21 protein-coding genes and 1 pseudogene are annotated in these 22,577 nt (G+C 74.2%); 16 read left to right on the plus strand and 6 right to left on the minus strand.

Annotated elements, in window-relative coordinates; genetic code table 11:
• Positions 1-3: 3 nt before the first annotated feature.
• From BSL84_RS01100 to BSL84_RS01130, 7 genes are all read left to right on the plus strand, one after another.
• Entirely contained in the window at positions 4-366 is a 363-nt protein-coding gene (locus tag BSL84_RS01100) for an STAS domain-containing protein (RefSeq protein ID WP_045323642.1), read from the plus strand.
• Positions 367-390: 24 nt separating this feature from the next.
• Positions 391-855: an ATP-binding protein gene (locus BSL84_RS01105; RefSeq protein WP_234363385.1), complete on the plus strand. Its 465-nt coding sequence runs from the start codon at positions 391-393 to the stop codon at positions 853-855.
• 94 nt (positions 856-949) lie between these two features.
• The gene (locus tag BSL84_RS01110; protein WP_079273073.1) at positions 950-1,750 is read left to right on the plus strand and encodes a restriction endonuclease; all 801 of its coding nucleotides are present in this window, start codon (positions 950-952) and stop codon (positions 1,748-1,750) included.
• Complete coding sequence (locus BSL84_RS01115; RefSeq protein WP_075971923.1) at positions 1,747-2,985, plus strand: phospholipase D-like domain-containing protein; 1,239 nt, start codon at positions 1,747-1,749, stop codon at positions 2,983-2,985. The genes BSL84_RS01110 and BSL84_RS01115 overlap by 4 nt, the downstream gene beginning before the upstream one ends.
• Before the next feature lie 184 nt (positions 2,986-3,169).
• On the plus strand, positions 3,170-4,246 hold the full coding sequence (locus BSL84_RS01120) for a zinc-dependent alcohol dehydrogenase family protein (RefSeq protein ID WP_075969586.1): 1,077 nt from the start codon (positions 3,170-3,172) through the stop codon (positions 4,244-4,246).
• A 5-nt stretch (positions 4,247-4,251) separates the two neighbouring features.
• On the plus strand, positions 4,252-4,938 hold the full coding sequence (locus tag BSL84_RS01125; protein WP_234308556.1) for a helix-turn-helix domain-containing protein: 687 nt from the start codon (positions 4,252-4,254) through the stop codon (positions 4,936-4,938).
• A 90-nt stretch (positions 4,939-5,028) separates the two neighbouring features.
• Complete coding sequence (locus BSL84_RS01130; RefSeq protein ID WP_045323647.1) at positions 5,029-5,475, plus strand: universal stress protein; 447 nt, start codon at positions 5,029-5,031, stop codon at positions 5,473-5,475.
• 61 nt (positions 5,476-5,536) lie between these two features.
• Here the strand turns inward: BSL84_RS01130 and BSL84_RS01135 are convergent, their stop codons facing one another.
• Positions 5,537-6,574, minus strand: a complete 1,038-nt coding sequence (locus BSL84_RS01135) for an Acg family FMN-binding oxidoreductase (RefSeq protein ID WP_075969587.1) — start codon at positions 6,572-6,574, stop codon at positions 5,537-5,539.
• Between the two features lie 94 nt (positions 6,575-6,668).
• Positions 6,669-7,328: a CBS domain-containing protein gene (locus tag BSL84_RS01140; RefSeq protein WP_075969588.1), complete on the minus strand. Its 660-nt coding sequence runs from the start codon at positions 7,326-7,328 to the stop codon at positions 6,669-6,671.
• 191 nt (positions 7,329-7,519) lie between these two features.
• Here BSL84_RS01140 and BSL84_RS01145 point away from each other — a divergent pair, with 191 nt between their 5' ends.
• Positions 7,520-7,978, plus strand: coding sequence for a universal stress protein (locus BSL84_RS01145; protein WP_159393495.1), 459 nt, complete (start codon positions 7,520-7,522; stop codon positions 7,976-7,978).
• Here BSL84_RS01145 and BSL84_RS01150 read toward each other — a convergent pair.
• Both BSL84_RS01150 and BSL84_RS01155 read right to left on the minus strand, forming a co-directional pair.
• Positions 7,971-9,032 carry a DUF1152 domain-containing protein gene (locus BSL84_RS01150; RefSeq protein WP_075969590.1) on the minus strand — a complete coding sequence of 354 codons (1,062 nt, stop codon included), beginning with the start codon at positions 9,030-9,032 and terminating at the stop codon, positions 7,971-7,973. The two genes, BSL84_RS01145 and BSL84_RS01150, sit on opposite strands and share 8 nt — an antisense overlap.
• Positions 9,029-10,492 carry a coproporphyrinogen-III oxidase family protein gene (locus tag BSL84_RS01155; RefSeq protein WP_075969591.1) on the minus strand — a complete coding sequence of 488 codons (1,464 nt, stop codon included), beginning with the start codon at positions 10,490-10,492 and terminating at the stop codon, positions 9,029-9,031. The genes BSL84_RS01150 and BSL84_RS01155 overlap by 4 nt, the downstream gene beginning before the upstream one ends.
• 259 nt (positions 10,493-10,751) lie before the next feature.
• Between BSL84_RS01155 and BSL84_RS01160 the strand changes: the two genes are divergently transcribed.
• The 4 genes from BSL84_RS01160 to BSL84_RS01175 are packed head-to-tail and all read left to right on the plus strand — an operon-like array spanning position 10,752 to position 15,548.
• Positions 10,752-12,008, plus strand: coding sequence for an ATP-grasp domain-containing protein (locus tag BSL84_RS01160; RefSeq protein WP_075969592.1), 1,257 nt, complete (start codon positions 10,752-10,754; stop codon positions 12,006-12,008).
• Positions 12,009-12,013: 5 nt separating this feature from the next.
• Positions 12,014-13,264 carry an ATP-grasp domain-containing protein gene (locus BSL84_RS01165; protein WP_159393496.1) on the plus strand — a complete coding sequence of 417 codons (1,251 nt, stop codon included), beginning with the start codon at positions 12,014-12,016 and terminating at the stop codon, positions 13,262-13,264.
• Positions 13,261-14,526, plus strand: a complete 1,266-nt coding sequence (locus tag BSL84_RS01170) for an MFS transporter (RefSeq protein WP_075969594.1) — start codon at positions 13,261-13,263, stop codon at positions 14,524-14,526. The genes BSL84_RS01165 and BSL84_RS01170 overlap by 4 nt, the downstream gene beginning before the upstream one ends.
• Entirely contained in the window at positions 14,523-15,548 is a 1,026-nt protein-coding gene (locus BSL84_RS01175) for a peptidogalycan biosysnthesis protein (protein ID WP_075969595.1), read from the plus strand. The genes BSL84_RS01170 and BSL84_RS01175 overlap by 4 nt, the downstream gene beginning before the upstream one ends.
• Before the next feature lie 47 nt (positions 15,549-15,595).
• On the opposite strand, the gene BSL84_RS01180 is transcribed toward BSL84_RS01175, so the two are convergent.
• Both BSL84_RS01180 and BSL84_RS01185 read right to left on the minus strand, forming a co-directional pair.
• The gene (locus BSL84_RS01180) at positions 15,596-16,705 is read right to left on the minus strand and encodes a mechanosensitive ion channel family protein (protein ID WP_045323654.1); all 1,110 of its coding nucleotides are present in this window, start codon (positions 16,703-16,705) and stop codon (positions 15,596-15,598) included.
• Between the two features lie 97 nt (positions 16,706-16,802).
• Positions 16,803-18,206 (minus strand): pyroglutamyl peptidase, encoded by a 1,404-nt coding sequence (locus BSL84_RS01185; RefSeq protein ID WP_199838692.1) that lies wholly within the window; start codon positions 18,204-18,206, stop codon positions 16,803-16,805.
• A gap of 186 nt (positions 18,207-18,392) precedes the next feature.
• Between BSL84_RS01185 and BSL84_RS35935 the strand changes: the two are divergent.
• The 4 genes and pseudogenes from BSL84_RS35935 (at position 18,393) to BSL84_RS01200 (ending at position 22,565) form a co-directional block, all read left to right on the plus strand.
• Positions 18,393-18,465: pseudogene (locus BSL84_RS35935) on the plus strand.
• A gap of 85 nt (positions 18,466-18,550) precedes the next feature.
• Positions 18,551-19,690, plus strand: coding sequence for a gala protein (locus tag BSL84_RS01190; protein ID WP_075969597.1), 1,140 nt, complete (start codon positions 18,551-18,553; stop codon positions 19,688-19,690).
• On the plus strand, positions 19,687-21,366 hold the full coding sequence (locus BSL84_RS01195; RefSeq protein WP_075969598.1) for an ankyrin repeat domain-containing protein: 1,680 nt from the start codon (positions 19,687-19,689) through the stop codon (positions 21,364-21,366). Before BSL84_RS01190 ends, BSL84_RS01195 begins: the two co-directional genes overlap by 4 nt.
• On the plus strand, positions 21,363-22,565 hold the full coding sequence (locus BSL84_RS01200; RefSeq protein ID WP_075969599.1) for an AAA family ATPase: 1,203 nt from the start codon (positions 21,363-21,365) through the stop codon (positions 22,563-22,565). Before BSL84_RS01195 ends, BSL84_RS01200 begins: the two co-directional genes overlap by 4 nt.
• Positions 22,566-22,577 lie beyond the last annotated feature (12 nt).

A 22,577-nucleotide genomic window follows, 5' to 3' on the forward strand; every position in this document is an offset into this window, starting at 1 on the left:
AGCATGGACAGGCACGACGCCGGGGCACGCAGCCGCGTGGAGACCCGCTCCCACGGGGACGTCCGCGTCGTCGTGATGGCGGGTGAGTTCGACATGGACAACGTGGCCGACCTGCGGACCGCGATGGATCCCGCGGCACCCGGCGTGGCCCGGTTCGTCCTGGACGTCGCCGGGGTGACCTTCGCGGACTCGACGGCGCTCAGCGTCCTGCTGCAGCCCGCGCTGGACCGGCCGGTGGTCCTGGCGGGTACCGTCCCGGGCCGGCTGGCCCGGCTGCTGGAGCTGACCGGTGCCGAGCTGGCCTTCGCCACCGCGCCCAGCGTGGCCGAGGGCATGACCATGGCCGTCCCGCCGCGGAAGGTCTGAAGGCGTTCCCCGAGGAGGTGGACGGTGCTGTACCACGCCGAGACGAGCGGCATCGACGTCGGGACGGGCCCGTGCGGACCGCGGACCGCCATGCAGGCACGTGACCGCGTACGGGCCCTCCTGGAGTCCTCCGGGGTCGTGCGGGCGGGGGGCAGCGCCGGCGGGGAGGCGGTGCTCACCGACGCGCTGCTGGTGACCTCGGAGCTGGTCACGAACGCCATCCGGCACGGCGGCGGGCTGCTCGGCTTCGACGCCTCCCTGTGCGCGGGCGGGGCGAGCCTGCGGATCGCCGTCAGCGACGCCACCCGTATCGCTCCCCCGAACCCGCCCGCCCGTACCGCGGGGGCGGCGTCGGGCCAGGGCGGCTTCGGATGGCCGCTGGTCCACAGCCTCACGCGGAGCGTGACGATCACCCCGGACGCGCGCGGCGGCAAACGCATCGAGGTCGTCGTCCCCCTCGAACGCGCGGCGGATCCCCGACGGTTTTGAGCCCCCCACCGGTTTGAGCCCTGGGTTTTCGGCCATACGGGCGTCGAACAGGCTTCGGCGTCCGCGGGGTGCCGGGGCGGGAGGGGGAACCGGCATGACGACTTCGGACGAGGGCGCGCCCGCGTCGGTACGCGGCAGCGGGGCGGCGGGCCGTCCAGGGCTGAGGCGTTCGGGGAGTGGCGGCCTGGGTCGCGACGCGGGGCTCGCGCTCGGGCTGGTAGGGGCAGCCGTCGCGGGGGTGGCGGCATTCGTGAAGGCCGTCCCCGCGGACGGAAGCGGCCTCCCGGTGGTCCCGATCGCCGTCCTGGCCGTACTACTGCTGGGCGCGTTCGTGGCGAAGCGGGGTTTCGCGCCGGTCCGGCGCCGGGCCGGCGCCGGACCGCAGCCCGTGGGTCACGCGCAGGCGCCGCTGGAACTCCCCGACATCGGTGGTGACGCCCTGGACCATGCCGCGGTCGACGCCGACGGCTTCGAGCACGCGGTGGCCGCCCTGTGCGCACGGGACGGCTGCACCTCGGTGGAGGTGGTCGGCGGCGCGGGCGACCTGGGAGCCGACGTCCTCGCGACGACGGCGGACGGGCGGCGCGTCGTGCTCCAGTGCAAGCACTACGCCGAGGACAACCGGGTCGGCTCGCAGGACCTCCAGCGCTTCGGGGGCACCTGCTACGCGGTCCACGAGGCCGACGTCGCCGTCCTCGTGACGACCAGCTCCTTCACCGCGCCCGCCGCCGAGTACGCCGACACCTGCGGGATCGTCCGCGTCGACGGCGAGGCCCTGGCCGCCTGGACCGAGCAGCAGGCGCCTCCCCCGTGGGAGTCCCCCGCCGGCGCGCCCGCATCCGGTCCGCCCGCCCCGGCCGCCCCGCCCGCCCCGACCCGAGGAGCCGCGCCATGACGACCTCCGACACCACCACCCCGGCCGACGCCACCACCCCGGCCGACGCCACCACCTCGGCCGACGCCGGCGGACCGGCCGCCGAGCGCATACAGCGCATCCGCCGCCGTCTCGAACGCCTCATCGGCATCGCGGCGACCGAGGGGAACTCCGTACGCCCGCTGCGCAACGGCGACGAGATCTTCGCCGCGATGCTCGAAGCCATCGCCTCCGCACGGCACACCGTGGACATGATGACCTTCGTCTACTGGAAGGGCGACATCGCCCGCCGGTTCGCCGAGGCCCTCGCCGACCGCGCGCGCCACGGTGTGCGCGTGCGGCTGCTGCTGGACGGCTTCGGCAGCCGCCTGATCGAACAGGACCTGCTGGACCGGATGAGCGCGGCGGGGGTGGACGTCGCGTGGTTCCGCAGGCCCTTCCTGCTCTCGCCGCTCAAGCAGAACCACCGCTGCCACCGCAAGGTCCTCGTCGTCGACGAGCGGACCGCGTTCACCGGTGGCGTCGGGATAGCCGAGGAGTGGTGCGGTGACGCCCGCAATCCGCACGAGTGGCGCGACACGCACGCCGAGGTGCGCGGGCCGGCCGTCGACGGGATCGCCGCGGCGTTCGCGCAGAACTGGGCGGAGTGCCATCCCGAGCTCTTCGACGACCGTGACCGCTTCGTCGCCCACGAGCCGGCCGGCTCCGCCGTCGTCCAGGTGGTGCGCGGCTCGGCCGCCTTCGGGTGGCAGGACATGCAGACCCTGATGCGGGTGGTCCTGGAGTCGGCACAGGAGCGTGTGCGCCTGGCGACGGCGTACTTCGCGCCCGACGACTACTTCGTCGAGCTGCTGTCCGCGACCGCCCTCCGGGGCGTGACCGTGGAGATCCTGCTGCCCGGCCCGCACACCGACAAGCGGGTGTGCCAGCTGGCAGGGCAGCACCACTACGAGGCGCTCACCGCGGCGGGGGTGCGCATCCACCAGTACCAGCCGACGATGATGCACGCCAAGATCATGACGATGGACGGGGTGGTCTCCCTCGTCGGCTCGTCGAACTTCAACCGCCGCTCCCTCGACCACGACGAGGAGGTCATGCTGGCCGTCATGGATCCGGCCGTCACCCGTACGCTGGACGAGCACTACGACGAGGACCTGCGGGCCAGCACGCTCATCGCACCGGGCCGCTGGCGCGGCCGCTCCGCACTCCAGCGCGCCCGGGAACACGCGGTCCAGCCGCTGCGCCGCTTCCTGTGAGACGGCGCGGCGGCGGCCGGCGGAACCGCCGTGGGCCGTGGCGCACGACCCACGGCCGTGACCGGGAGACCCGACCGGTCCCCCGGTAGGGCCGACCGGCCCAAGCGGGACGGGGACGGGCGGGCACATCCTGGCTGTGGGCCTTCCTCCACACGCCCGCGTGAAGCACAGAGAGGCGGCAGCCATGAAGGCACTCGTCTTCCACGCCCCCGGCCGGGTCGCCTGGCAGGACGTCCCGGACCCCTCGGTCAAGGACGCCGCCGACGCGGTCGTCAAGGTCGACGCCGTCACCATCTGCGGCACCGACCTGCACATCGTCAAGGGGGACGTCCCCGAAGTGACCCCGGGACGGATCCTGGGCCACGAGGCCGTCGGCACGGTGGTCGAGACCGGCGGCGAGGTCCGCGGCGTCCGCCCCGGGGACCGGGTCCTGGTCTCCTGCATCTCCTCCTGCGGCCGCTGCCGCTTCTGCCGTGAGGGCCGTTACGGCCAGTGCCGCGGGGGCGGCGGCTGGGTCCTGGGCCACACCCTCGACGGCACCCAGGCGGAGTACGTACGCGTTCCCTTCGCGGACCTCTCCGTCCACCCGCTGCCCGCCGCCGTGGACGGCCTCGAAGCGGTCCTGCTGGCGGACATCTTCCCGACGTCCTACGAGGTGGGTGTGCTCAACGGGAAAGTGGGCCCGGGCGACACCGTGGTGGTGGTCGGCGCCGGGCCCATCGGCCTGGCCGCCATCGCCACCGCGCGGCTCTACAGCCCCGGTCGGACCATCGCCGTCGACCGCGCGCCCTCCCGCCTCACGGCGGCACGCGATTTCGGCGCCGACGCCACGGTCGATGTACGGGAGGAGCCCGAGCGGCTGGTAGAGGACCTGACCGACGGACTCGGCGCCGACGTGGCCATCGAGGCCGTCGGCGTGCCCGAGGCGTTCGAGATGTGCACCCGTATGGTCCGCCCCGGCGGCCGGGTCGCCAACATCGGCGTCCACGGCAGGCCCGCCACCCTGCACCTGGAAGACCTGTGGATCAAGGACGTCACGATCACCACCGGTCTCGTCGACACCCACTCCACCCCCATGCTCCTGCGCATGATGGCCGCGGGCCGCCTCCCCGGGGCCGCGATGATCACCCACCGCTTCGAGCTGGACCAGATGGAGGAGGCGTACGAAGTCTTCGCCCAGGCCGGCCGGACCGGCGCCCTCAAGGTCGTGCTCGGCGGACCCCGGCACGACGCCGTCGCCGTACCGCGACAGGAGCAGTGAGAGCCGTGAAGAGCACACCGGGCACCCGCCACCAGCCGTCCGGCGGCAGCGCCGGGCGGACCGACATCGGCCGCCGCATGGCGGCCCGCCGGACCGCCCTCGGCCTCAGCCGCGAGGAGCTGGGCCGCAGGTGTGGTGCCGACGCCAACTACATCGCCTACCTGGAGGACCGTGCGGCCTCTCCGGCCGTCGGGACCCTCGTGCGCATCGCCGACGTACTCGGCGTCACCGTCGACGACCTGACCGGCGCGAGCGCCGACCGGGTCCGCGGCCGCTCCGGCGCCCGCCGCGACACCGCGCTCATGCCACTCGGCGAGGACGAGTGCCGGTCGCTGCTGGGCACGCACGGGGTGGGACGCATCGCCGTCTTCACCGCCGAGGGCCCGGCCGTCCTCCCGGTCAACTACCTGGTCGCGGGCCCCGACATCGCCTTCCGGACCGCCGCGGAGGCCGTGGCGGCCAGGGCGGCGGGCACGGAGGCCGCCTTCGAGATCGACAACATCGACGACGTCACCGCGGGCGGCTGGAGCGTGCTGGCGGTGGGTGGACTGGCAGCCGTCACCGACCCCGAGGAGATCCGCCGCCTCACCGCCGCGGCCCGCTCCCAGCCGTGGGCCGGAGGGCCGCGCACCCACTGGATGAAGATCACCCCGGCCCGGCTCACAGGCCGCCGTGTCACCCACGAGTGGTGACCGGGCGTGACGAGGGGCGGCCGCTTCGCGTGGCGGGTCGACCGTGCCTCGCACAAGGTGGAGGTACAGCCTTCGGAAGGATGAGACGGGATGGACAGTCAGGGTGTGGCCCCGCGGATCGTGGTGGGTGTCGACGGATCGCCTTCGTCCCAGGCCGCGCTTCGCTGGGCGGTCAGGTACGCGGGTCTGGTGGGCGGCAGGGTGGAGGCGGTCACCGCCTGGGACCTGCCCGGCGCCGGAACGTGGTCGGCGCCGGCGGTCGACGCCGACTTCGACGAGGAGGAGGCCGAGCGGCGCCTGGTCGAGGAGGTCCGCACGGTCCTCGGCGAAGGTGCCTCCCAGGTCCACCAGCGCCTGGTACGGGGCAATCCCGCCGAGGTCCTGGTCGAGCAGGGACAGGGCGCCGACCTGATCGTCGTGGGCAGCCGCGGCCACGGCGGCTTCCGCCGGGCCCTGCTCGGTTCGGTGAGCCAGCAGGTGGCGCAGCACGCTGCCTGCCCGGTCACCATCGTCCGGCCGGACGCCGCCCCCGAGTAGCCCCCTGAGGGCTGTCCCGTCATCCCCCGGGCGCGCGGTGCCGGGTGCTGCGTGACGGCCCTCAGTCCCGGATCTCCAGGACGTCGGCGACCGGACGGCGCGGCGTCTCGGGTCCGAGGGGCCCGTATCCCACGCGCAGGACCATCTGTACGTGGCCCATGGCCTCCAGCGGGTCGCGGGCTGCCCAGCGCAGTTCCGACCATTCGAGGGGCTGGGAGGTCATCGAGGTGGCCAGGCCGTCGGTGGTGGCCTGGAGGAGGACGCGTTCCAGTGCCTGGCCGGCCCGCAGCCAGTCCGCCCGGGTGTCGTTCGACGTGCCGAGCAGGGCGAGCTGGGGCCGCTTCTCGAACGCGGCCCAGCCGCGATCCGCCACCCTGTGGTCCCGGTCGAAGTCCCGGACGGGGGCAGTTCCCGCGGAGCTGCGCGGGCCGAACGCGGCGGCGGGAACGCCGTCGCCGCGGGTGTCGGCCGGGTCCGGTGCGGAGGAGGTCCAGGCGGAGGTCTCCGCCCGGGCCAGAGGGTCGGCGTCCTCGCGGTGTTCCGCGTCGCGGACCAGCCCGAGCACGGTCTCCAGGTGCCAGTCGCCCGGCAGGGTCAGGCGGCAGCCCTCGCGGCGTGCGGCGCTCCGCAGGCCGTCCCAGAGGGCGTCCGGCACCGGCTCGTCGCTGAAGGGGAAGCGGCAGGTGTGCCGCCGCCGCAGGGCCGCGTACAGGACGGCCAGATCGCGGTCCCCGTCGCGGTCCGCGTCGTAGTCCGCGTCATGGTCCGCGTCATGGCCGTCAGGCGGCCTTTCGAGGGCTGCCGAGGCCAGCAGCCAGGGTTGCGACGCGTCGGGCAGCAGCCGTACGTCTGCTTGCAGGCCGTACTGTGCGGCGGACACGCGGAGGTTGAACAGGGCCGCGGCGCAACCGAGGTGGAGGGCCCGGTGGTCCGGATCCGTCCGTGTCATGGCCCGCTCCGGATCCCCGTACAGCTCGATGACGCCGCCGGCCGGTCGGAAGACGAACTTCCAGGGCTGGGCGTTGTGCATGGACGGGGCGGTGACGGCGTCGCCGACGAGCCGGGCGGCGGTGTCTGGGTCGAGATGTGCTGGGGCCATGGGACTCGTCCTGTCTGTGCGGGGCCTCACCTGTGCGCCGTGCGGCGACCGGCGGGACGGCGTCGTGCTCGCGGGAGGCCGGCCGACTGCCCGGCTACCACGGAATCGCACGGCGGCCGGGGTGGGTGGCGGTGTCGTCGGTCCGGGCGGTGACGTGGGACACCACGGCGACGACTCCGTCGAGCTGTTCGACCAGGCTGACGAGGGAACGGAGCTGGCTTCGCAGCTCCATGTGCCCGTCCAGGGTGACGATGCCGTCCACCACATGGACCTCGACGTGGCCCCGGGGTACCCCGAGCACCTCGTCGAGGACCTCGTCGTCCACCCGCCGGCGTATTTCGGAGTCGGGGCGGACGAACAGGCGCAGCAGGTCCCTGCGGGTGACGATGCCGACGAGCCGGTTCTCCTCGTCCACGACGGGCAGCCGCTCGATGCCCCGGCGTGTCAGGAGCCGTGCCGCGTCGGCGGCGGTCTCCTCGGCACGGATGGTGACGGCGGGTGCGGACATGACGTCGCGTGCGGTGAGCGGTTCCGTGCTGGTGCTGTCCGCCCTGGCGGGGCGGGTGGCCTGCAAGGTCCGGGCCAGGAGGTCGGTCTGCGAGACGATGCCCAGCACGCGGTCCTCGTCGTCCAGGACGGGAAGTCCGGAGATGTCGTACTGGGCGAGGAGCTTGGCGGCATCCTTGAAGGCGGTGCCGGGCGCCACCGAGACGACCTCGTCGGTCATCAGGTCCGCGACGCTGATGTGCTTCATGCCGTCCTCCCGGTCCGCCGTTCGGTGAAAGTCCCGGTCTGTCGCAGGGCGTGCCCCCACCATCCGTCCGGTGCTGCCCGCCGGGCGAGGGCCGAACGGTCCCGAACGTGGCCCGGGCGGCCCTCTCCCCGACGCGCCGCGGGTGCCGGCGTGAGCGGTGTCCCTCATCGGATTCTCGGTTGGGCGGAACCGTGGACAGCACCTTCCCCACTCCGGACACGAGTCCGGTGGCCGTGGGCGTGGACGGCTCGGACGCGGCCCGGGAGGCCGCCCTGTGGGCGGGCGCGGAGGCCGTGCGCCGCGAGCGTCCGCTGCGCGTCGTCCACGCGGCGGACACCGAGGGCAGGGCCCTCTACCTGCCGGCGCTGACCGTCGAGCAGGTCTGCGCCGCCGGCCGGAGACTGCTGGACGAGACGGCGAAGGACCTGGCGGACGAGTACCCCGGCCTGCGCGTGACCACGGAGCTGAGCCGGGCGGAACGCCGTCACCGCCCTGCGCGGGGCCGGGGCCCCGCACGGCACGATCGTGGTGTGGGATGGCTCGTCGTGTGCTGCTTCCGGCACCTGCATTGTCTCAGCAGGCGGTGGGCGGCACCCCCCGGGCCGGGCCGCACGGTGGTGCGGCCCGGCCCCGGCGTGCGGTTCAGGTGAGCCGGAGCAGCGGGGTCGCGCTGCCGAGGAGCTTCCTGAGGGCCGGGATGTCGGTCCATGCCAGGCCGAGGGAGCGGGCGGCGTACCGGAGGGTTACGTGGTCCGCGCCGGGGGCCGCCTCGCGCAGCGCCTTCATGGCGACGTCGCGGTCGGGGAAGGCGGCCGTGCCGGGCGGCGGGTCCTGCCGGGGTGTGCGGGCGTGCTCGGGCGCCAGGCCGTGTATGCCGGTGAGCCGGTGGGAGAGGTCTGCGGCGTCCTCCAGGGTCTCGGGACGCTCGTCGAGCAGGACGCGCGCGACCGGGTTGTGGCCTACGGCTTCGTGCAGGGGCAGGTGGAACAGCTTCGGTGAGACCGCGGTGAGTTCGGCGGTGTGGTTGACCGCGCGTACGCTGCCGCGGGCGCCGTGGACGGCGGCGGCCCACAGGGCCGAGGCCTCCGAGGGGTGCCAGGCCAGGGCTCGGGCGGCCGCCGATGCAGCGGCCGTTCCGGGGGTGAGGGGGTGGTACCCGGGGAGCCGTGCGAGCAGGGTCGGTTCGTCGATCTCCCCGTCGAGGCCCGGCCCGGCGACGTGGACGGTGGTGGGGATGCCGGTGAGGTGGCAGGCGGCGAGGGTGAGGGCGTCCCCGAAGGGGCTGCACAGGCCCGGTTCATCGCCGTGGGTCAGGATGTCGCCGCCGATGTCGACGACGTGGATCCAGCCGCCCGCGGACCGGGCCATGGCGCTGATCTGCGCGGCCAGCGCGGTGAGTCCCTGGGACGGGTCGAGCAGCAGCAGCAGACGGGCCGGCAGGTCGGCGGCGAGGCCGGGCAGGGTGGATCCGGCGGGCGGCCGGGCTCTGGTGTCGGGGGTGAAGGCCGGGGCGCCGCCGGCGCCGCGGGCGAGGCGGGTGAAGTGGTGTTCCCCGAGGGGGCCGGGGGGATCGCTGATCTCGGGACGCTCCCACGCGTAGGTGGCGATCAGTGGCGGGTCCGGGGCCTCGCTGACGGTGCGTGCGGCGATCAGGGTGCCGATGGGATCCCCGCCCCCGCCGGCCGCGACGTACAGGTCGCTCACGCCGCTCCCTCGCGCAGGTCGACGCCGGTGATGCGCACGGGGGTGGCCCCCATGTTCCTGCGGGCGCGCGCGTTGGCCGCGTGCAGGTTCTCGTAGTACTCGCGGTCCAGGGCCTTGACGGTGTCGGAGTAGAACATCCAGGACAGGACGTCGCGGTACTTGAATCCCTTGGGCGTGAGCTGGACGCGCCGGCCGAGCCGGTGGAGGAGGCCGTTGGCCTCGGCGGCGTCCAGGACGGGTTCGAAGTCGGCGGCGTGCTTCCGGTAGCCGAAGCGGTCCAGTTCGCCGAGGTCGAGGTCGAAGCAGTCGAGGACGAGGCGCTTGCGGACGATCTCCTCGGCGGTCAGCTCGATACCGGTGACCGGGACGATCTCGTGACGGCCGGCCTTCCTGATGTAGTCGGCCACCTCGGCCGTCGAGGGCTTCACGCTGCCGGTCATGTAGTCGAGGACGCTGGTGTAGGAGCGTGCGCCGACGCCGAGGCCCAGCAGCGGCACGCCGTGGAAGGTGAGCACCTTCTGTACGTAGCCGCCGCGGCCCGGGGTCTTGTAGCGGACGGAGCCCTCCTGGACGTAGCCGTGGTCGAGGAAGACCTGGCGGGCGTAGTCGTAGCGGTCGTAGAGCTCGGGCTGCCACATGTACTGGTAGGCGCCGGTCTTGGAGAACCACGCGTCCGGCCGCACCGTGAGGAAGTAGGTGCTGATGGTGGTGGGCTTCAGCGCGGCCAGCTCGTCGACGCTGTGGCGCCAGGTCTCGGGGGTCTGGCCGGCGAAGCCCATGATCAGGTCCGTGGACAGGTCGGGGAGGCCGAGTTCGTGTGCGGTCCGGATGGCGCGGCGGATGACGTTCTCGTCCTCGCCGCCGCGGCCGGCCTCGCGGATCTCGCGCGGGACGAGGGACTGGATGCCGACGTTGGCGCGGGTGAGGCCCATGTCGATGAGGGCCTTGAACTCGTGGGGCGCGTCGGCGATGGAGGACGGTGTGGCCTCCACGGCGACCTCCTCCACGGTCGAGCGCCAGTTGGGGTAGACGCGGGCCAGGGTGGTGAAGATCTGCTCGAAGTGGCGGGGTTTGAGGAGGGCAGGGGTCCCGCCTCCGATGTAGACGGTACGCAGCCGGCGGGCCTGGATGATCTCGGCGTGGTCCTCGATCTGCGTGCACAGGGCGTCGGTGTAGGCGTCGAAGACGTCCTCGTCGGTGCTGATGATCGTGTAGAGGTTGCAGAAGCCGCACTTGCGGTCGCAGAAGGGGACGTGGAGGTAGAGGTTGAGTTCGGGGACCTGGTGGTGGGCGAGGTCCGCGGCCCAGATCTCGGGGATGCTCCACCGGCCCTCCGGGAGGGGGCGGTAGGTGGAGCGGGGCGGGTAGGAGTACTGGTAGGGCGGTATGACGCCCTGGGCGATCTGGTCGGCGATCTGGTCGGTGAGCCGGTCGGTGAGCTGCTGGCGCGGGCTGGTCACTGTGCTCGTTCCCCGTTCGGGTCGCGGATGCGGTTTGCGTGGTGCCGTTGGTGTTGTGCGGTGTGTTGTACGGTTCGCGGTTCGCGTGGCGATCGGACCACGGGACGCTTGTGCGATTCCATGGGCGATGCGCACCAAATGCCGCTCTGCTACTGGCGAGTTGCTTGGCTCTTGCTCCAAGTCGGCCTGCTCGGCAGGGAGTTATTTTCGTCTGTCAGGCCGATAGCCGCTGCCCTCCACCTGCGGCTTTGCTGGTCGAATGACTATCGGGGCGGGCCTGCGCGGCCCGGGAGTGCTGGTGATCGAGCCGATGGGAAACGCGGGGCGTTTCCTGGTGGAAGCCGCCGACCGGCTGGGACTGCGGCTGTACGCCGCGACCCACAAGGAGGTCCACGACGCCTATCCGGACCGGCTGCGCTCCGCCCTCGCGGGGGTGTGCGCGACGGACCTGACGGACACCCCTCGGGCACTGGCGGACATGGAGGCGTTCTGCCGGCGGCACGCCGTGGCGGGTGTCGCGGCCTGCTTCGAGCTCTTCACCCCGCTCGCCGCACTGCTGGCCGAACGGGTCGGCCTGCCCGGCAACGACCCGCGGCTCGCCCGGGCGGCCAGGAACAAGATCCTGATGGGTGAGGCCTTCGCGGCGACCGGTATCCCCGCGCCCCGCTGGGCTGTGGCCCGTGACGCCGCCGAGGCGCGGCGGGTCGCGGAGACGGGCGGGCTGGGGTGGCCCCTGGTGGTCAAGCCGGCCGAGCAGGGCGGTTCGTGGGGCGTGTCCGTCGTGGAAGGCCCCGGCGACGCACTGGCCCACGCCGTCGCCGCCGCACAGCGCTTCACGCACGCCCGGCCGCACGGGCTGGAGCTGGACACCACCGCCCTGCTGCAGGAGTACGTGCGCGGGGCGGAGTACTCCTGCGACACGGTGGTCGCGGACGGGGTCGCCCATCCGCTGCCGGTCGTACGCAAGGACACCACCCGGGGCCGGTACCGCATCGAGACCGGGCACACCTGCCCGGCCGGTCTGGACGACGAGCTGGCCGGGATCGTGCAGCGCACGGCGGCGCGCGCCGCGCTGGCCGTCGGTGTCCGCAACGGCATCGCGCACACGGAGCTGAAGATCCCCCCGGGGACGCGCACGCCGTTCGTGATCGAGACCGGGGCCCGGCTGCCCGGGGACAACCTGTGCGAGGTGGTCGAGGCCGCCACGGGCGTCAGCGAGGCCGGAGCCCATCTCCAGGCCGTGCTGGGGCGGGTGCCCGACACCGCCCCCGCCTTCGCGGGCGCCGCCTCGATCCGCTTCCTGCTCCCGGAGCGCGGCGGGGTGCTGCGCCGGGCGTCCATCCCCGAAGCCCCCTGCACGCACGGCGAGTTGCACCTGTGGCCCGGCGACGCGGTGCCGGAGCCGGCCGACTCGGCCTGCCGGATCGGCCACGTCGTCGCCCGCGCGGCGACCGCCGACCGGGCGCGCGAGCTGGCGGCCGGGGTCGTCGCCCGTTCCCTCGTGGAAGTGGGGTGACACCGGTGCGGAAGATCGCGTTCCTGCGGTCGGTGGGCATCCGGCGCGCCGATCCCCTCATCCAGCAGGCCGTACGCTCCCTCGCCGCCGAGGGAATCGAGGCGGGCCTGTTCCACACGAGCGGCAGCCCCGGTGACGAGGACTTCCCCGGACACCGGCAGCGGCTCGACCCGGACATCACGCCCCGGCGGCTCGCCGGCGTGGTCGCCGCCTGGGGAGCGGACGCGGCGGTGTCGATCTCGCTGCCCTGCGAGAACGCGCTGCGCGACGCCGCCGCCGCGGCGCACCTGGAGGCCTGCGGCATCCCGACGGTCGTCACCCCGCTCGCGTCGACGATGCTGCTGGTGGACAAGTGGGAGACCAAGCAGCTCTGCCGGCGCGCCGGCCTGGACGTCCCGGACGGCGTACGCGCCGACTGCGGACTGCTGGCGGGCCGCGGCCTGCCGGTGCCCGGGTACCGGGACGCGCTGCGGGCGGAGGCCGCGCGGATCGGCTACCCGCTGATGGCGAAGCCGGTCTGGGACTCCACGAGCGTGGGCATCCGGACGCTGCGCACCCCGGCGGAACTGGACGCCTGGCTCGCCGGCCCGCCGGAGGCGTCGGCGGTCGTGGAGGAGGTCGTCGAGGGCGACCTGTGCAGCGTCGACATCGTGGGACGGCCCGGCGCCTACCGGGTCCTCCCCCTGTGCTGGACCGGGCGGGCCGGCGCGGAGCCGGTGTTCACCTTCGCCGACCTGCGGTGGTGCGGGCCGCGGCCCGAGGCGGACGCCGCGTTCGCGGACGTGGCCCGCACGCTGGCCGCACTGTGCGGGGAACTCGGCGTGCACGGGTCCGTCAACGTCGACATGGTCCACACGGGCGGCCGATTCGTGGTCCTGGAGGTCAACCCGCGCGTCGGCGGAGCCACCACCCTGTCGTGCGCCGCGTCGGACACGAACACCTATGCCACGCTCGCCCGTATGGCGCGCGGCCTCCCGCCGGCGGCCGGTCCGGTACAACGCACCGGCTGGGCCCTTGAGTTCCTCGTCGAGGAGGGTGTCGGCCCGGCGGCGACGCACGGGCTTCGGAAGATCGCCACGGTGGTCACCGCGCACGAGCTGGTCATCGACGGGGTCTCCCGCGGCGACATCGTCGTCCTCACCCTCCGCGAGGGCGAGGAGGCCGCCGTGGTGAAGGGCCTGGCGGACCTGCACGCGACGACCGGCTTCCCCGCGGCCGCCCTCCTGGGCAAGATCACTTCGTTGTTGGGCCGATGAGCGCGCTCCCCGAAACCGGCCGGCGTACCGGGGTCGCGGCGCGCCTGGGCGTGCCCGCGCTGCGGGGCCGCGGCCGGTTCATCACCGGCAACCTGGTCGACTCCGTCGGCAACGGCATGCTCCTGCCGCTGGGGCTGCTGTACTTCACCGACGTGCGGGGCCTGCCGGTCGCGCAGGTCGGCATGGCGATGACGGCGGGCCAGGCCGCCGCCCTGCCCGTCACCTTCCTCGCGGGCCGCCTGATGGACCGTGTCGGCCCGCGGGCGGTGGTCGTCGCGGCGAACGTCGTCGCCGCCGTCGGGTTCACGCTGTTCCTGTTCGCGGACCGGCCGTGGCATGTCGCCGCCGTCCACCTCGTGGTGCAGGCCGGCATCAACATGTACTTCACCGCCCAGCGCACGCTGATCACCCACGTCACCGAACCCGGGGAGCGGCGCGCGTGGTTCGCCTTCACCGGCTCGCTGCGCAACGTCGGCCTGGCTGCCGGCGCGGCCACCGCGGCCGGTTCCCTGGCGGTCTTCGGGAAGGGCGCGCTGTCGTGGCTGATCGCGGTCGACGCCGCGACCTACCTGCTGGCCGCCCTCTGTTTCGCGACGCTGAGGACCACCCCGCCCGGGCCCGGGCAGATGCCGCCGGGCGGCCCGGTCGGGCGGACCGATCACACGCGCCGCTACCTGCTGCTCATCGCCGTGAACCTGCCCTACGTCCTCGCCCAGGCCGCCCTGTCCGTGCTCGTCGCCCTCTACGCCACCCGCGCCCTGGGACTTCCGGCCTCGGCGGCGAGCGTGATCTTCGTCGTCAACACCGTGATCGTGTCGGGGTGCTCGACGGTGGTCACCGCCCATCTCGCGCCGAAGGCACCGGCTCGTGCCGTGGCGGCCGGGTACCTCGTGATGGCCGTCGGCATGGCGGCGTTCATGCTGCCCGCGCTGCCGTCCCTCGCCTTCACCGCGTGGGTGGCCCTCCTCACAGCGATCACCCTGTTCAGCGTGGCCGAGATCCTTCTCGGCCCGGCGTTGAGCGAGCTTTCGGTGAGCCTCACCCCCGGAGCGGCCGGGGGCTTCACCCAGGGTCTGTACCAGTTCTCGTGGGCCATCGGCATGGTCGCCGCCCCCGCCCTGTTCACCCGGCTGCTGGAGGCCGGGCCGCTGCTGCCGTGGGGCGCCGAGGCCGTGGCCTGCCTGCTCGCCATGGCAGCCGCTCCCGCCCTGACGGCATCCGACCGCCACCGCCCCCGCCACCGCCGGAGGAAGCCCCGTTGATCACTACGCTTGTCGAGTCCGTCCACGCCGTCCCGGCCGCCGAGTGGGAGCGGCTCGCCGCCCCGGCCGGCCTGTACCTGTCGCACCGGTGGCTCGCCGGGGAGGAGGGGGACCCGACCGCCGACGCCTCGTACGCCCTCGTCCGCGACGACGACGGCACGCTGCTCGCCGCGACACCGCTCTACCTGGTGCACGACGAGCCGAACGACGCCTACCGGCCAGCCGGCCTGCTGCCCGCGGGGCTGCGGCCGCGTGTGATCGCGGGGGCTCGGCGCGGCTACCACAGCAGTCCGCTGACCGCCCCCGCCCTGGACCGCGTACGGCGCGACGCCTGCCTCGCCCTGCTGCGGGACGCGGCCCGCGCGCTGGCCGACCGCAACGGCACCACGCACTGGTGGCCGTACCTCACCGCCGAGGCCGCCGCCCGGCTCGCCCCCCTCTATCCCGGGGACCCGGTCCGCCTGGAGGACGACGCCGTCATCCCGCTGCCGGGCATCGACTTCGGGGCGTACGTCGCCTCCCTGCCGTCACGGCGCCGCGTCGGCGTGCGCCGCGAGCGGCGGGAGTTCGCCGCCGCCGGACTCGACGTACGGCACCTGGCGCTCGCGGACTGCGCCGAGGAGGCCGGGGTCCTGCTCTCCGGGCACCAACGGGATCACGGCCACGACCGCGACGGCGTCGACGCGATGACCGGCCTGCTCCGGCGCCAGGCGGCGTCGATGGGCGGCGCGGCCCGGGTGGTGGCGGCGTACGAGGGGCGGCGGATGGCGGGCTTCTGCCTGTACTACCACTACGCGGCCACGACGTGGATCCGCGCGGTCGCTGTCGACCGCACCCACCCGGCGCCCCACCTGTACTTCAACCTCATGTACTACCTGCCCGTCCAGGACGCCTACGCCCACGGCACGAGGGCTCTGCACGCGGGCATGACGACGATCGAGGCGAAACGCCGCCGCGGGGCGGAGGTGTCGGGCCTGTACGCCCTGGCCGACCGCCTCCCCGGTCCTGGGTCGGGGCTCTAGGGCGTCGGACACTCCCCAAGGGCCTGTGGACAGGCCCGGGGCCTGGGCTACCGGTCGCTGTCCGTGAGGATCGAGGGGGACGGCCCGCGCTGGTGGGGGACGGCGGCGGGTGGAGGTGGTGCCGGGGCGTCGCCCTGGCGGAGGGCGATGGTGTGGGTCGGCGCCGGGATCGAGATGCCCTCCGCCCGGAAGCGCCGGTGCAGGCGCTTGATGAACTCGTGCTTGATCCGGTACTGGTCGCTGAACTCCCCGACGCCCAGGATCACGGTGAAGTTGATGCGGGAGTCCGCGAACGTGTGGAAGCGGACGGCGCCTTCGTGGTCGGGGACCGCGCCGTTGATGTCGGCCATCACGCCGTCGACGACCTCCAGGGTCACCCGCTCGACGTGCTCCAGGTCGCTCTCGTAGCCCACGCCCACCTGGACCAGGATCGAGAACTGCTGTTCCGGCTGGGTGTAGTTGGTCATGTTGGTGCGCGCGAGGCGGGCGTTCGGGATGATGACGAGGTTGTTGGACAGGTTGCGCACCACGGTGTTGCGCCAGTTGATGTCGACGACGTAGCCCTCCTCGCCGCTCGTGAGCCGGATGTAGTCCCCGGGCTGCACGGTCTTCGAGGCGAGGATGTGCACTCCGGCGAAGAGGTTGGCGAGGGTGTCCTGGAGTGCGAGCGCGACCGCCAGACCGCCCACGCCGAGGGCGGTGACCAGCGGTGCGATGGACACTCCGAGGGTCTCCAGGGCGACGAGTACGCCCATCACGAGGACCACGATCCGCGTGATGTTGACGAAGATGGACGCCGACGCCGCCACCCCGGTCCGCGTGCCCGCCACGGACTGGACGAGGCCCGCGACGACGCGCGCCGTGCTGAGCGTGGCGATGAGGATGAGCAGCGCGGTCAGGGACTGGTTCACGAAGCCCGAGACGCGCGCGGTGAGCGGCAGGGTCGTCGCAGCCACCGCGGCGCCCGCGATCAGCGCGGCGCCGGGGGCGATGGTGCGCAGTGCGTCGACGATGATGTCGTCGCCGCGCCAGCGGGTCCGTGCGGCGTGCCGCCCCAGCCACCGCAGCAGGGCGCGCAGCAGCAGTCCGGCTGCTGCGCCCGCCGCCAGGGCGATACCCGCGGCGAGCCAGTCGTGCAGGACGAGGTCCCGGTTCAACGGCCCCCCTCGGCTGCGCGGCGTCGGCCCGTGGGCGCGGATGAGGCGGCGGGCGTCGCCGTCCGCCGTATGTGGTGTGTCGTCACCTTTTTACCTGTCAGTTCGTGTTGCTGGAGGCCGCGTTCGGGCGTGTGTACGCAACCGGGGCGGGCTGCCATCCTGCCGCACAGCGCGGGGACGCATCGCAGCCGGGCACCCCCTGGTGCCGGACGGCGGCGTGTTCGACGACCGCGCGGACCTGCGCGGTGATCGCGCTCTCGTTGTGTTCGAACTCGGGCCCGGTCAGCTGCTGCGGGTCGGCCGGCAGGCCGGTGAGCACCGGTGTGTGGAGGTGGCCGCCGGGCAGGTGCGGGGCGAGTTCGGCGCGCAGCCGGTTGGAGCGGTAGGCGACCTCGTTGGACAGGTAGCCGCCCCCGCCTCCCGCCACGGCGCGCGAGCCCGGCGTCGGGCCGTCGGTCCGGTCGACGGGAGCCGTGCCGCCGGCCGGGATCTCGGTGACGTCGCTGTTGAGGAGGACCGGGTACGGGCTTTGCACGGCGGCGGTCACCGCGTCGGCGGGCAGCGTGGTGCGGATGAACTCCGGTCCCGGGCCGAGGCCGGGGGCCGTCACCGGGTGCTCGCGGGTGCCGCCGGAGAGTGCGCGCGCGTTGTCGGGGTAGGGGTCGGCGGACCGCGCCCGGCCGGCCCAGTCCTCCAGGGTGAAGATGCCGGGGTAGCCCTGGCTGACGGTGGTGATGACGTCGGCCGCGGCGGGTCCTGCGGCGAGGTGCGGGGCGAACGCCCGCTCGACCATGCCCGCGTCGAAGTCGGCGTACCGGACGGGGAGGACGACGGCGCGGATCTCGGCGGGGCTGCCGTCGGCGAGGGTCACGCGGCGGCCGTTGAGCTGGAGGGCGGCCGATCCGGACGGGTTGGCGCGGCGTATCTCGGCATCCAGCCCGAAGGGGTCGAACCCGCTGATGAAGATCCTCCGTACGCCCGGTGCCGTCCGGAAGGCGTTGCCGGTGAGTCCGCGGGAGGCGTCCTCGAAACGGGCGCGGAGCGCCGCCCGGTCGACGGTGAACCGCGGCTGCCAGCGCGCGAGGTCGGCGGTCATGGCGAGCCGCGCCCAGTACAGCGGCCGGTCGTCGCCGGGGGCGAGGTCTCCGCCGGGGCGTTGCCCCTGGGCACGCCGTACGGAGGCCTGCCAGAGGCCCTCGCCCCAGGCGTCGAGGAGCCGTCCGGCCTCGGCGGGCCCGCGTGTGGTGCACAGGGCGGCGGGGAGCCGGCGTACGAAGTCCCCGAGTCCGCCCCGCTCGACGAGGGCGGTGGTACGGGCGTCCGCGAGCCGGGACTGTTCGGGGTCGAGCGGCGCCGGCGCCGGGGGGCGGCAGCCGGAGGCGCCGTCGGCGGAGTGGGCCGGGGCGGAGTGGGCCGGGGCGGCGACCGCCACGGGGAGGACGGTGGCGAGGAGGGCGGCGGCTGATGCCGCACGGCGTAAGACCATCATGCGAGGCGTCATGCGATGTGACATTACAAAGGGCCCGCTGCCCCCACCAGGCACACGGGCCGCGGCCGCCATGTCTGGCTCAACTCATATACGCGCGCGTCCGGTTCGGCTCTCCCGGCACCGCCGGCCTGGTCGGCCGCCCCCAGCCCAAACTGGTGATCGATTTTCGGCCATGGTGTGGGTATGATCGCCGACAGCAAGGCCGTAGCGCAGAGGTCGTCGCGCCCACGCATCGAGCTGGAGGACGTCGGTTCGAATCCGACCGGTCTTGCGTATCCTTCCGCAGTTCTGCAGTACTCGTCTTCTTCAAGTCGTGATGGACGCCGGGCACCGGCGAAGAAACCGGTGGAGTGGTGATGACACAGCCGACACCCGTACGGTGCCCCGCGATCGAGCACCCCGACCTGCCGCCGGCCGACCCGGCCGGCCTCGACCCGCTGCTCGCCCGGCTCGCCGCGGACCGCCCCGTCGAGGTTGACGAGACCTTCCCGCTCGGCACCCTGCGCACCGACGGCCGCGTCGACCTCTGCAAGCAGGGCCTCGGCCCGGTCGGGGCCGCCCGGCTGCTCCCGGCCGCGGCCGCGTCCCCGCACGCCACCCACCTGCTGCTCGGCACGAACGCCATCGGCGACACGGGCGCCGCCACCCTGGCCGACGCCCTGACCGCCGACGGCCACGGCCTCCACACCCTCTACCTCGGCTGCAACCGGATCGGACCGGCCGGGGTGGGCTCCCTGACCGGTGTCCTCGCCGAGGACACCACCGTCCGGGCCCTCTGGCTCAAGCGCAACCCCCTCCACGCGGACGGCGCCCGCACGCTCGCCGCGCTGCTGCGCCGCAACACCGGCCTGCGCACCCTCGACCTCGTCAACACGGGGATCGGCGCCGAGGGCGTACGCCTCCTGCTCGACGCCCTCGTGGAGCGCGAGCAGCCCCTGGAACGGCTCTTCCTCGGCGGCAACGGCCTCGGCCCCGACGCCGCGCCGCTGCTCTGCGACCTGATCCGGCTGGCCGGGGTGCGCGAGCTGTACGTACCGGCCAACCACCTCGGCGACGAAGGCGCCGCGGCCCTCGCCACCGCCGCGGCCGACTCCCCGCACCCGGTCCGCCTCGGGCTCGGCGGCAACGGCATCGGCGCCGCCGGGGCCCGTGCCCTGGCCGCCTCCCTCGGCGGCATCGAAGCGCTCGACCTCGGCCGGACCCTGTCCGAGCGCAGCCTCGGCGCCCCCGGCAACCACCCCGGCGACGAAGGGGCCTACGCCCTGGCCGCCGCCCTTCCCGGCAGCCCCCTGCGCCGGCTGGAGTTGCGCCACACCGGCCTGACCGGTCGCGGCGCCAAGAACCTGCTCGCCGCGGTGCCCGACGACACGCCCCTGGAGTACGTCGGCCTGGGCCCCGGCCTCCCCCGCCGCGTGAAGCGCTCCTTCACCGAACGGCTCCGCCCCGCCCGGGCCGCCCACCCGGACGTACGCGCCATCGGCAGCGTGTACCGGTGAGGCGATCGAACGCCGAACCGCCTGGCGGTTTCCGGCAGGAGGACGGCCCCGCGTGGCAGCGGATCCGCCGCTACGCGGTGCCCGGCTGGATGATCGAGCAGGCCACCGCGCACCGGCTGGCCGGCGACTGGCGGGCGGCCTGCGCGGCCGCAGCCGTGGACGTCGCCTTCGAGCTGCCCGAGCTGGAGGCCCGCTACGGCGCCGGCGTGGCCGGGGCCGTGGCGGAGGACCTGCGGCACCTGGCCCCCGACCTGCTGCGCTGGCACCTGCCCCGGCTCCTGGGCGGCCGCACCACCATCGCCCCCGACCTGCGGATCGTGCTCGCCACCTACGACGGGCCCGGAGGGCCGGCCCTGTCGGTCACCACGCCCGTCATGACCGAGGCCTCGCAGCGGCTGCGCCTGCACTGCGCACCCGTCGTCATCGAGCGGAACAAGTACACGGGGCGCGGCTTCGTCCCGGAGATCTGGACGGCGATCCGACCGTTCTGGGACGCCCGCCACGCCGAGGAGCTCGGCACACGCTTCGCCCACCCGCAGGACCTGGCCGCCCGGACAGCCGGGCTGCGGGAGGCCGGGGACACGGTCGGCGCGTACGGGGCCGCGGGCATCACGTGCGACCTGACCGTTCCTCCCGCCCGGGAGTACCAGCGCCCGGCGGACCCGGAGACCCTCCTCGCGCGGCTGCCCGTCGACCTCACGCGGATCGCGCCGGAGGTGACCCGGCTCGTGGCGGCCGGAGCCGGCGACCGCTACCGGCTCCGGGCCGGCTGGCCCTACTCGGCCGTACTGGAGCACACCGGCCCGGACGGGCTCCTGGTCCGCGTCGTCCCGCAGGCCCAGGCGGCCTCCGTCCCGGCCCTGCCCCGGTACGCCTGGCAGCGCCTCCCCGACCTCGAACTGGTGCGGACCGGCCGGATATCCCCGCGCGAGCTGCACCCGCTGGTGGCCGCCGCCCTGTTCCCCGACGCCGGACCCGTGGAGGGGCCGCCCGGCCCCGACACCGCCTGCCGACCGGTACGAGTGCGCTGCCGCGGCGGATGGCACGAGGTGCGCTCGCGGGGCGGCGTACTCGACGTTCCGCACTCCGCGGAGGAACAGCAACGGGAGCGCGCCATGCGGGCGTTCGGCGGCGCCGTCTCGGGGTGCTTCGCCGTGCAGCAGATCTGGACCACGGGCGAAGGACGGCTGCCGCGCGGCCTGCGGGCCCAGCGGCACGAGCTCTTCCTGCGCGCCCAGCACGGCGACACCCCCGGCGTCATGGCACTGCTGGACGCGGGCGTGGACCCGCGGATCCGGGACGGCCGCCACCGCGGGCTGCTGCACACGCTCCACCTCCTCGACCACGAGGAGCTCCTGCCGCGGCTGCTGGCGGCGGGGCTCGACCTGGAGGCGCGGGACAAGGCGTACCGCACCCCCCTGCTGTCCGCGGTGCACTGGGGCGGTTCGGCCGACCTGGTCAGGGCCCTGCTCGCGGCCGGCGCCCGGATCGACGTCCTGGACGAGATGGACCTGTCGGTGTCCCAGGAGATCCGCCGCTACAAGCGCACCGACCTCGGCTTCCTGCGGGACCGCGTGGAGGAGGAGTTCCCCGGGATCGGCGCCGACTGGTTCGACGAGCACATGGAGTACTGGGAGAACGAGAACGAGGACGAGGAAGAGAGCGAGGACGCATGAGTGCCACCCGGCTGCCGCAGCCCGCCCGGGCCCTGGCCGCCGCCGACGCCCTCGGCGCCCGGCTGGCCGCCACCCGTACCGAAGCCGCCGCCAACCCGCAACTGGAGGCGCTGGCACTGGCGGTGACGGCCAATCAGCCCGTGCTGCTGTGGGGTGAACCGGGCATCGGCAAGTCCGCCGGCATGGAACAGCTCGCGACCGCGCTCGGCGTACCGCTGGAGACCGTCATCGCCAGCGTCCACGAGCCCTCCGACTTCGCCGGGCTGCCCATCGTCGGTGACGACCCCGCCACCACCGGTGTCCCCATGGCCCCGCCGGACTGGGCGGTACGCCTGGCCCGCACCGGTCACGGCCTGCTCTTCTTCGACGAGCTGTCCTCCGCCCCGCCCGCCGTCCAGGCGGCCCTGCTGCGCGTGGTCCTGGAGCGCCGGGTCGGCAGCCTCGAACTCCCGGCGGCGGTGAGGATCGTGGCCGCCGCCAATCCGCCCGCCAGCGCCGCCGACGGCTGGCACCTCAGCCCGCCGCTCGCCAACCGCTTCGTCCACCTGGACTGGACGCACAACCCTCGCACCGTGGCCCGCGGCATGGCGGGCACCTGGCCCGAGGTCGCGATCCCCACCGTGGATCCCGCCAAGGCGTCCGGGGCGGTCGCCCGCGCCCGCGGCGCCGTCTCCGGCTTCCTGACCGCCCGGCCGGGCCTGGTCCACCACATGCCGGCCGAGGCCGCCGGACGCGGGCGCGGCTGGCCTTCCCCCCGGACGTGGGAGATGGCCCTGCGGCTGCTGGCCACCGGGTACGCGGCCTCGACGGGCCGGGAGGCCCTGGCCGCCGCGCTCACCGGCGCCGTCGGGGAGGCCGCCGGGATCGAGCTGCTCTCGTACCTCGAACACCTCGACCTGCCCGACCCGGACCGGGTGCTGGCCGATCCGGACGCCTTCGCGCTGCCCGAGCGCGGCGACCGGCAGCTGGCCTTCCTGATCGCCGTGGTCGCGGCCGTGCAGAGCGAGCTGACCCGTCCCCGGTGGGAGGCGGGCTGGGCGGTCCTCGCCAAGGCCGTGGACGCGGGGGTGCCCGACGTCGCGGCCCGCGCCGCCGCCGACCTCGCCGCGATGCGCGACCTCGACTGGCCGGTGCCCGCGGGCATCGACGCCTTCGTGGAACTGCTCCAGCTGTCCGGCTCGCTACCGGGCAGCCGCTGAGGGCCGGGTGCC

Origin of the sequence: Streptomyces sp. TN58, from assembly GCF_001941845.1 — a bacterium.
Taxonomy (GTDB): Bacteria; Actinomycetota; Actinomycetes; order Streptomycetales; family Streptomycetaceae; genus Streptomyces.

Excerpts from the sequence above, each read along its gene's own strand:
- BSL84_RS01100 (WP_045323642.1), top strand. The coding sequence starts at position 4 with ATGGACAGGCACGACGCCGGGGCACGCAGCCGCGTGGAGACCCGCTCC.
- BSL84_RS01110 (WP_079273073.1), top strand. The coding sequence starts at position 950 with ATGACGACTTCGGACGAGGGCGCGCCCGCGTCGGTACGCGGCAGCGGG.
- BSL84_RS01115 (WP_075971923.1), top strand. The coding sequence starts at position 1,747 with ATGACGACCTCCGACACCACCACCCCGGCCGACGCCACCACCCCGGCC.
- BSL84_RS01120 (WP_075969586.1), top strand. The coding sequence starts at position 3,170 with ATGAAGGCACTCGTCTTCCACGCCCCCGGCCGGGTCGCCTGGCAGGAC.
- BSL84_RS01130 (WP_045323647.1), top strand. The coding sequence starts at position 5,029 with ATGGACAGTCAGGGTGTGGCCCCGCGGATCGTGGTGGGTGTCGACGGA.
- BSL84_RS01135 (WP_075969587.1), bottom strand. The coding sequence starts at position 6,574 with ATGGCCCCAGCACATCTCGACCCAGACACCGCCGCCCGGCTCGTCGGC.
- BSL84_RS01140 (WP_075969588.1), bottom strand. The coding sequence starts at position 7,328 with ATGAAGCACATCAGCGTCGCGGACCTGATGACCGACGAGGTCGTCTCG.
- BSL84_RS01160 (WP_075969592.1), top strand. The coding sequence starts at position 10,752 with ATGACTATCGGGGCGGGCCTGCGCGGCCCGGGAGTGCTGGTGATCGAG.
- BSL84_RS01170 (WP_075969594.1), top strand. The coding sequence starts at position 13,261 with ATGAGCGCGCTCCCCGAAACCGGCCGGCGTACCGGGGTCGCGGCGCGC.
- BSL84_RS01185 (WP_199838692.1), bottom strand. The coding sequence starts at position 18,206 with ATGACGCCTCGCATGATGGTCTTACGCCGTGCGGCATCAGCCGCCGCC.
- BSL84_RS01190 (WP_075969597.1), top strand. The coding sequence starts at position 18,551 with ATGACACAGCCGACACCCGTACGGTGCCCCGCGATCGAGCACCCCGAC.
- BSL84_RS01200 (WP_075969599.1), top strand. The coding sequence starts at position 21,363 with ATGAGTGCCACCCGGCTGCCGCAGCCCGCCCGGGCCCTGGCCGCCGCC.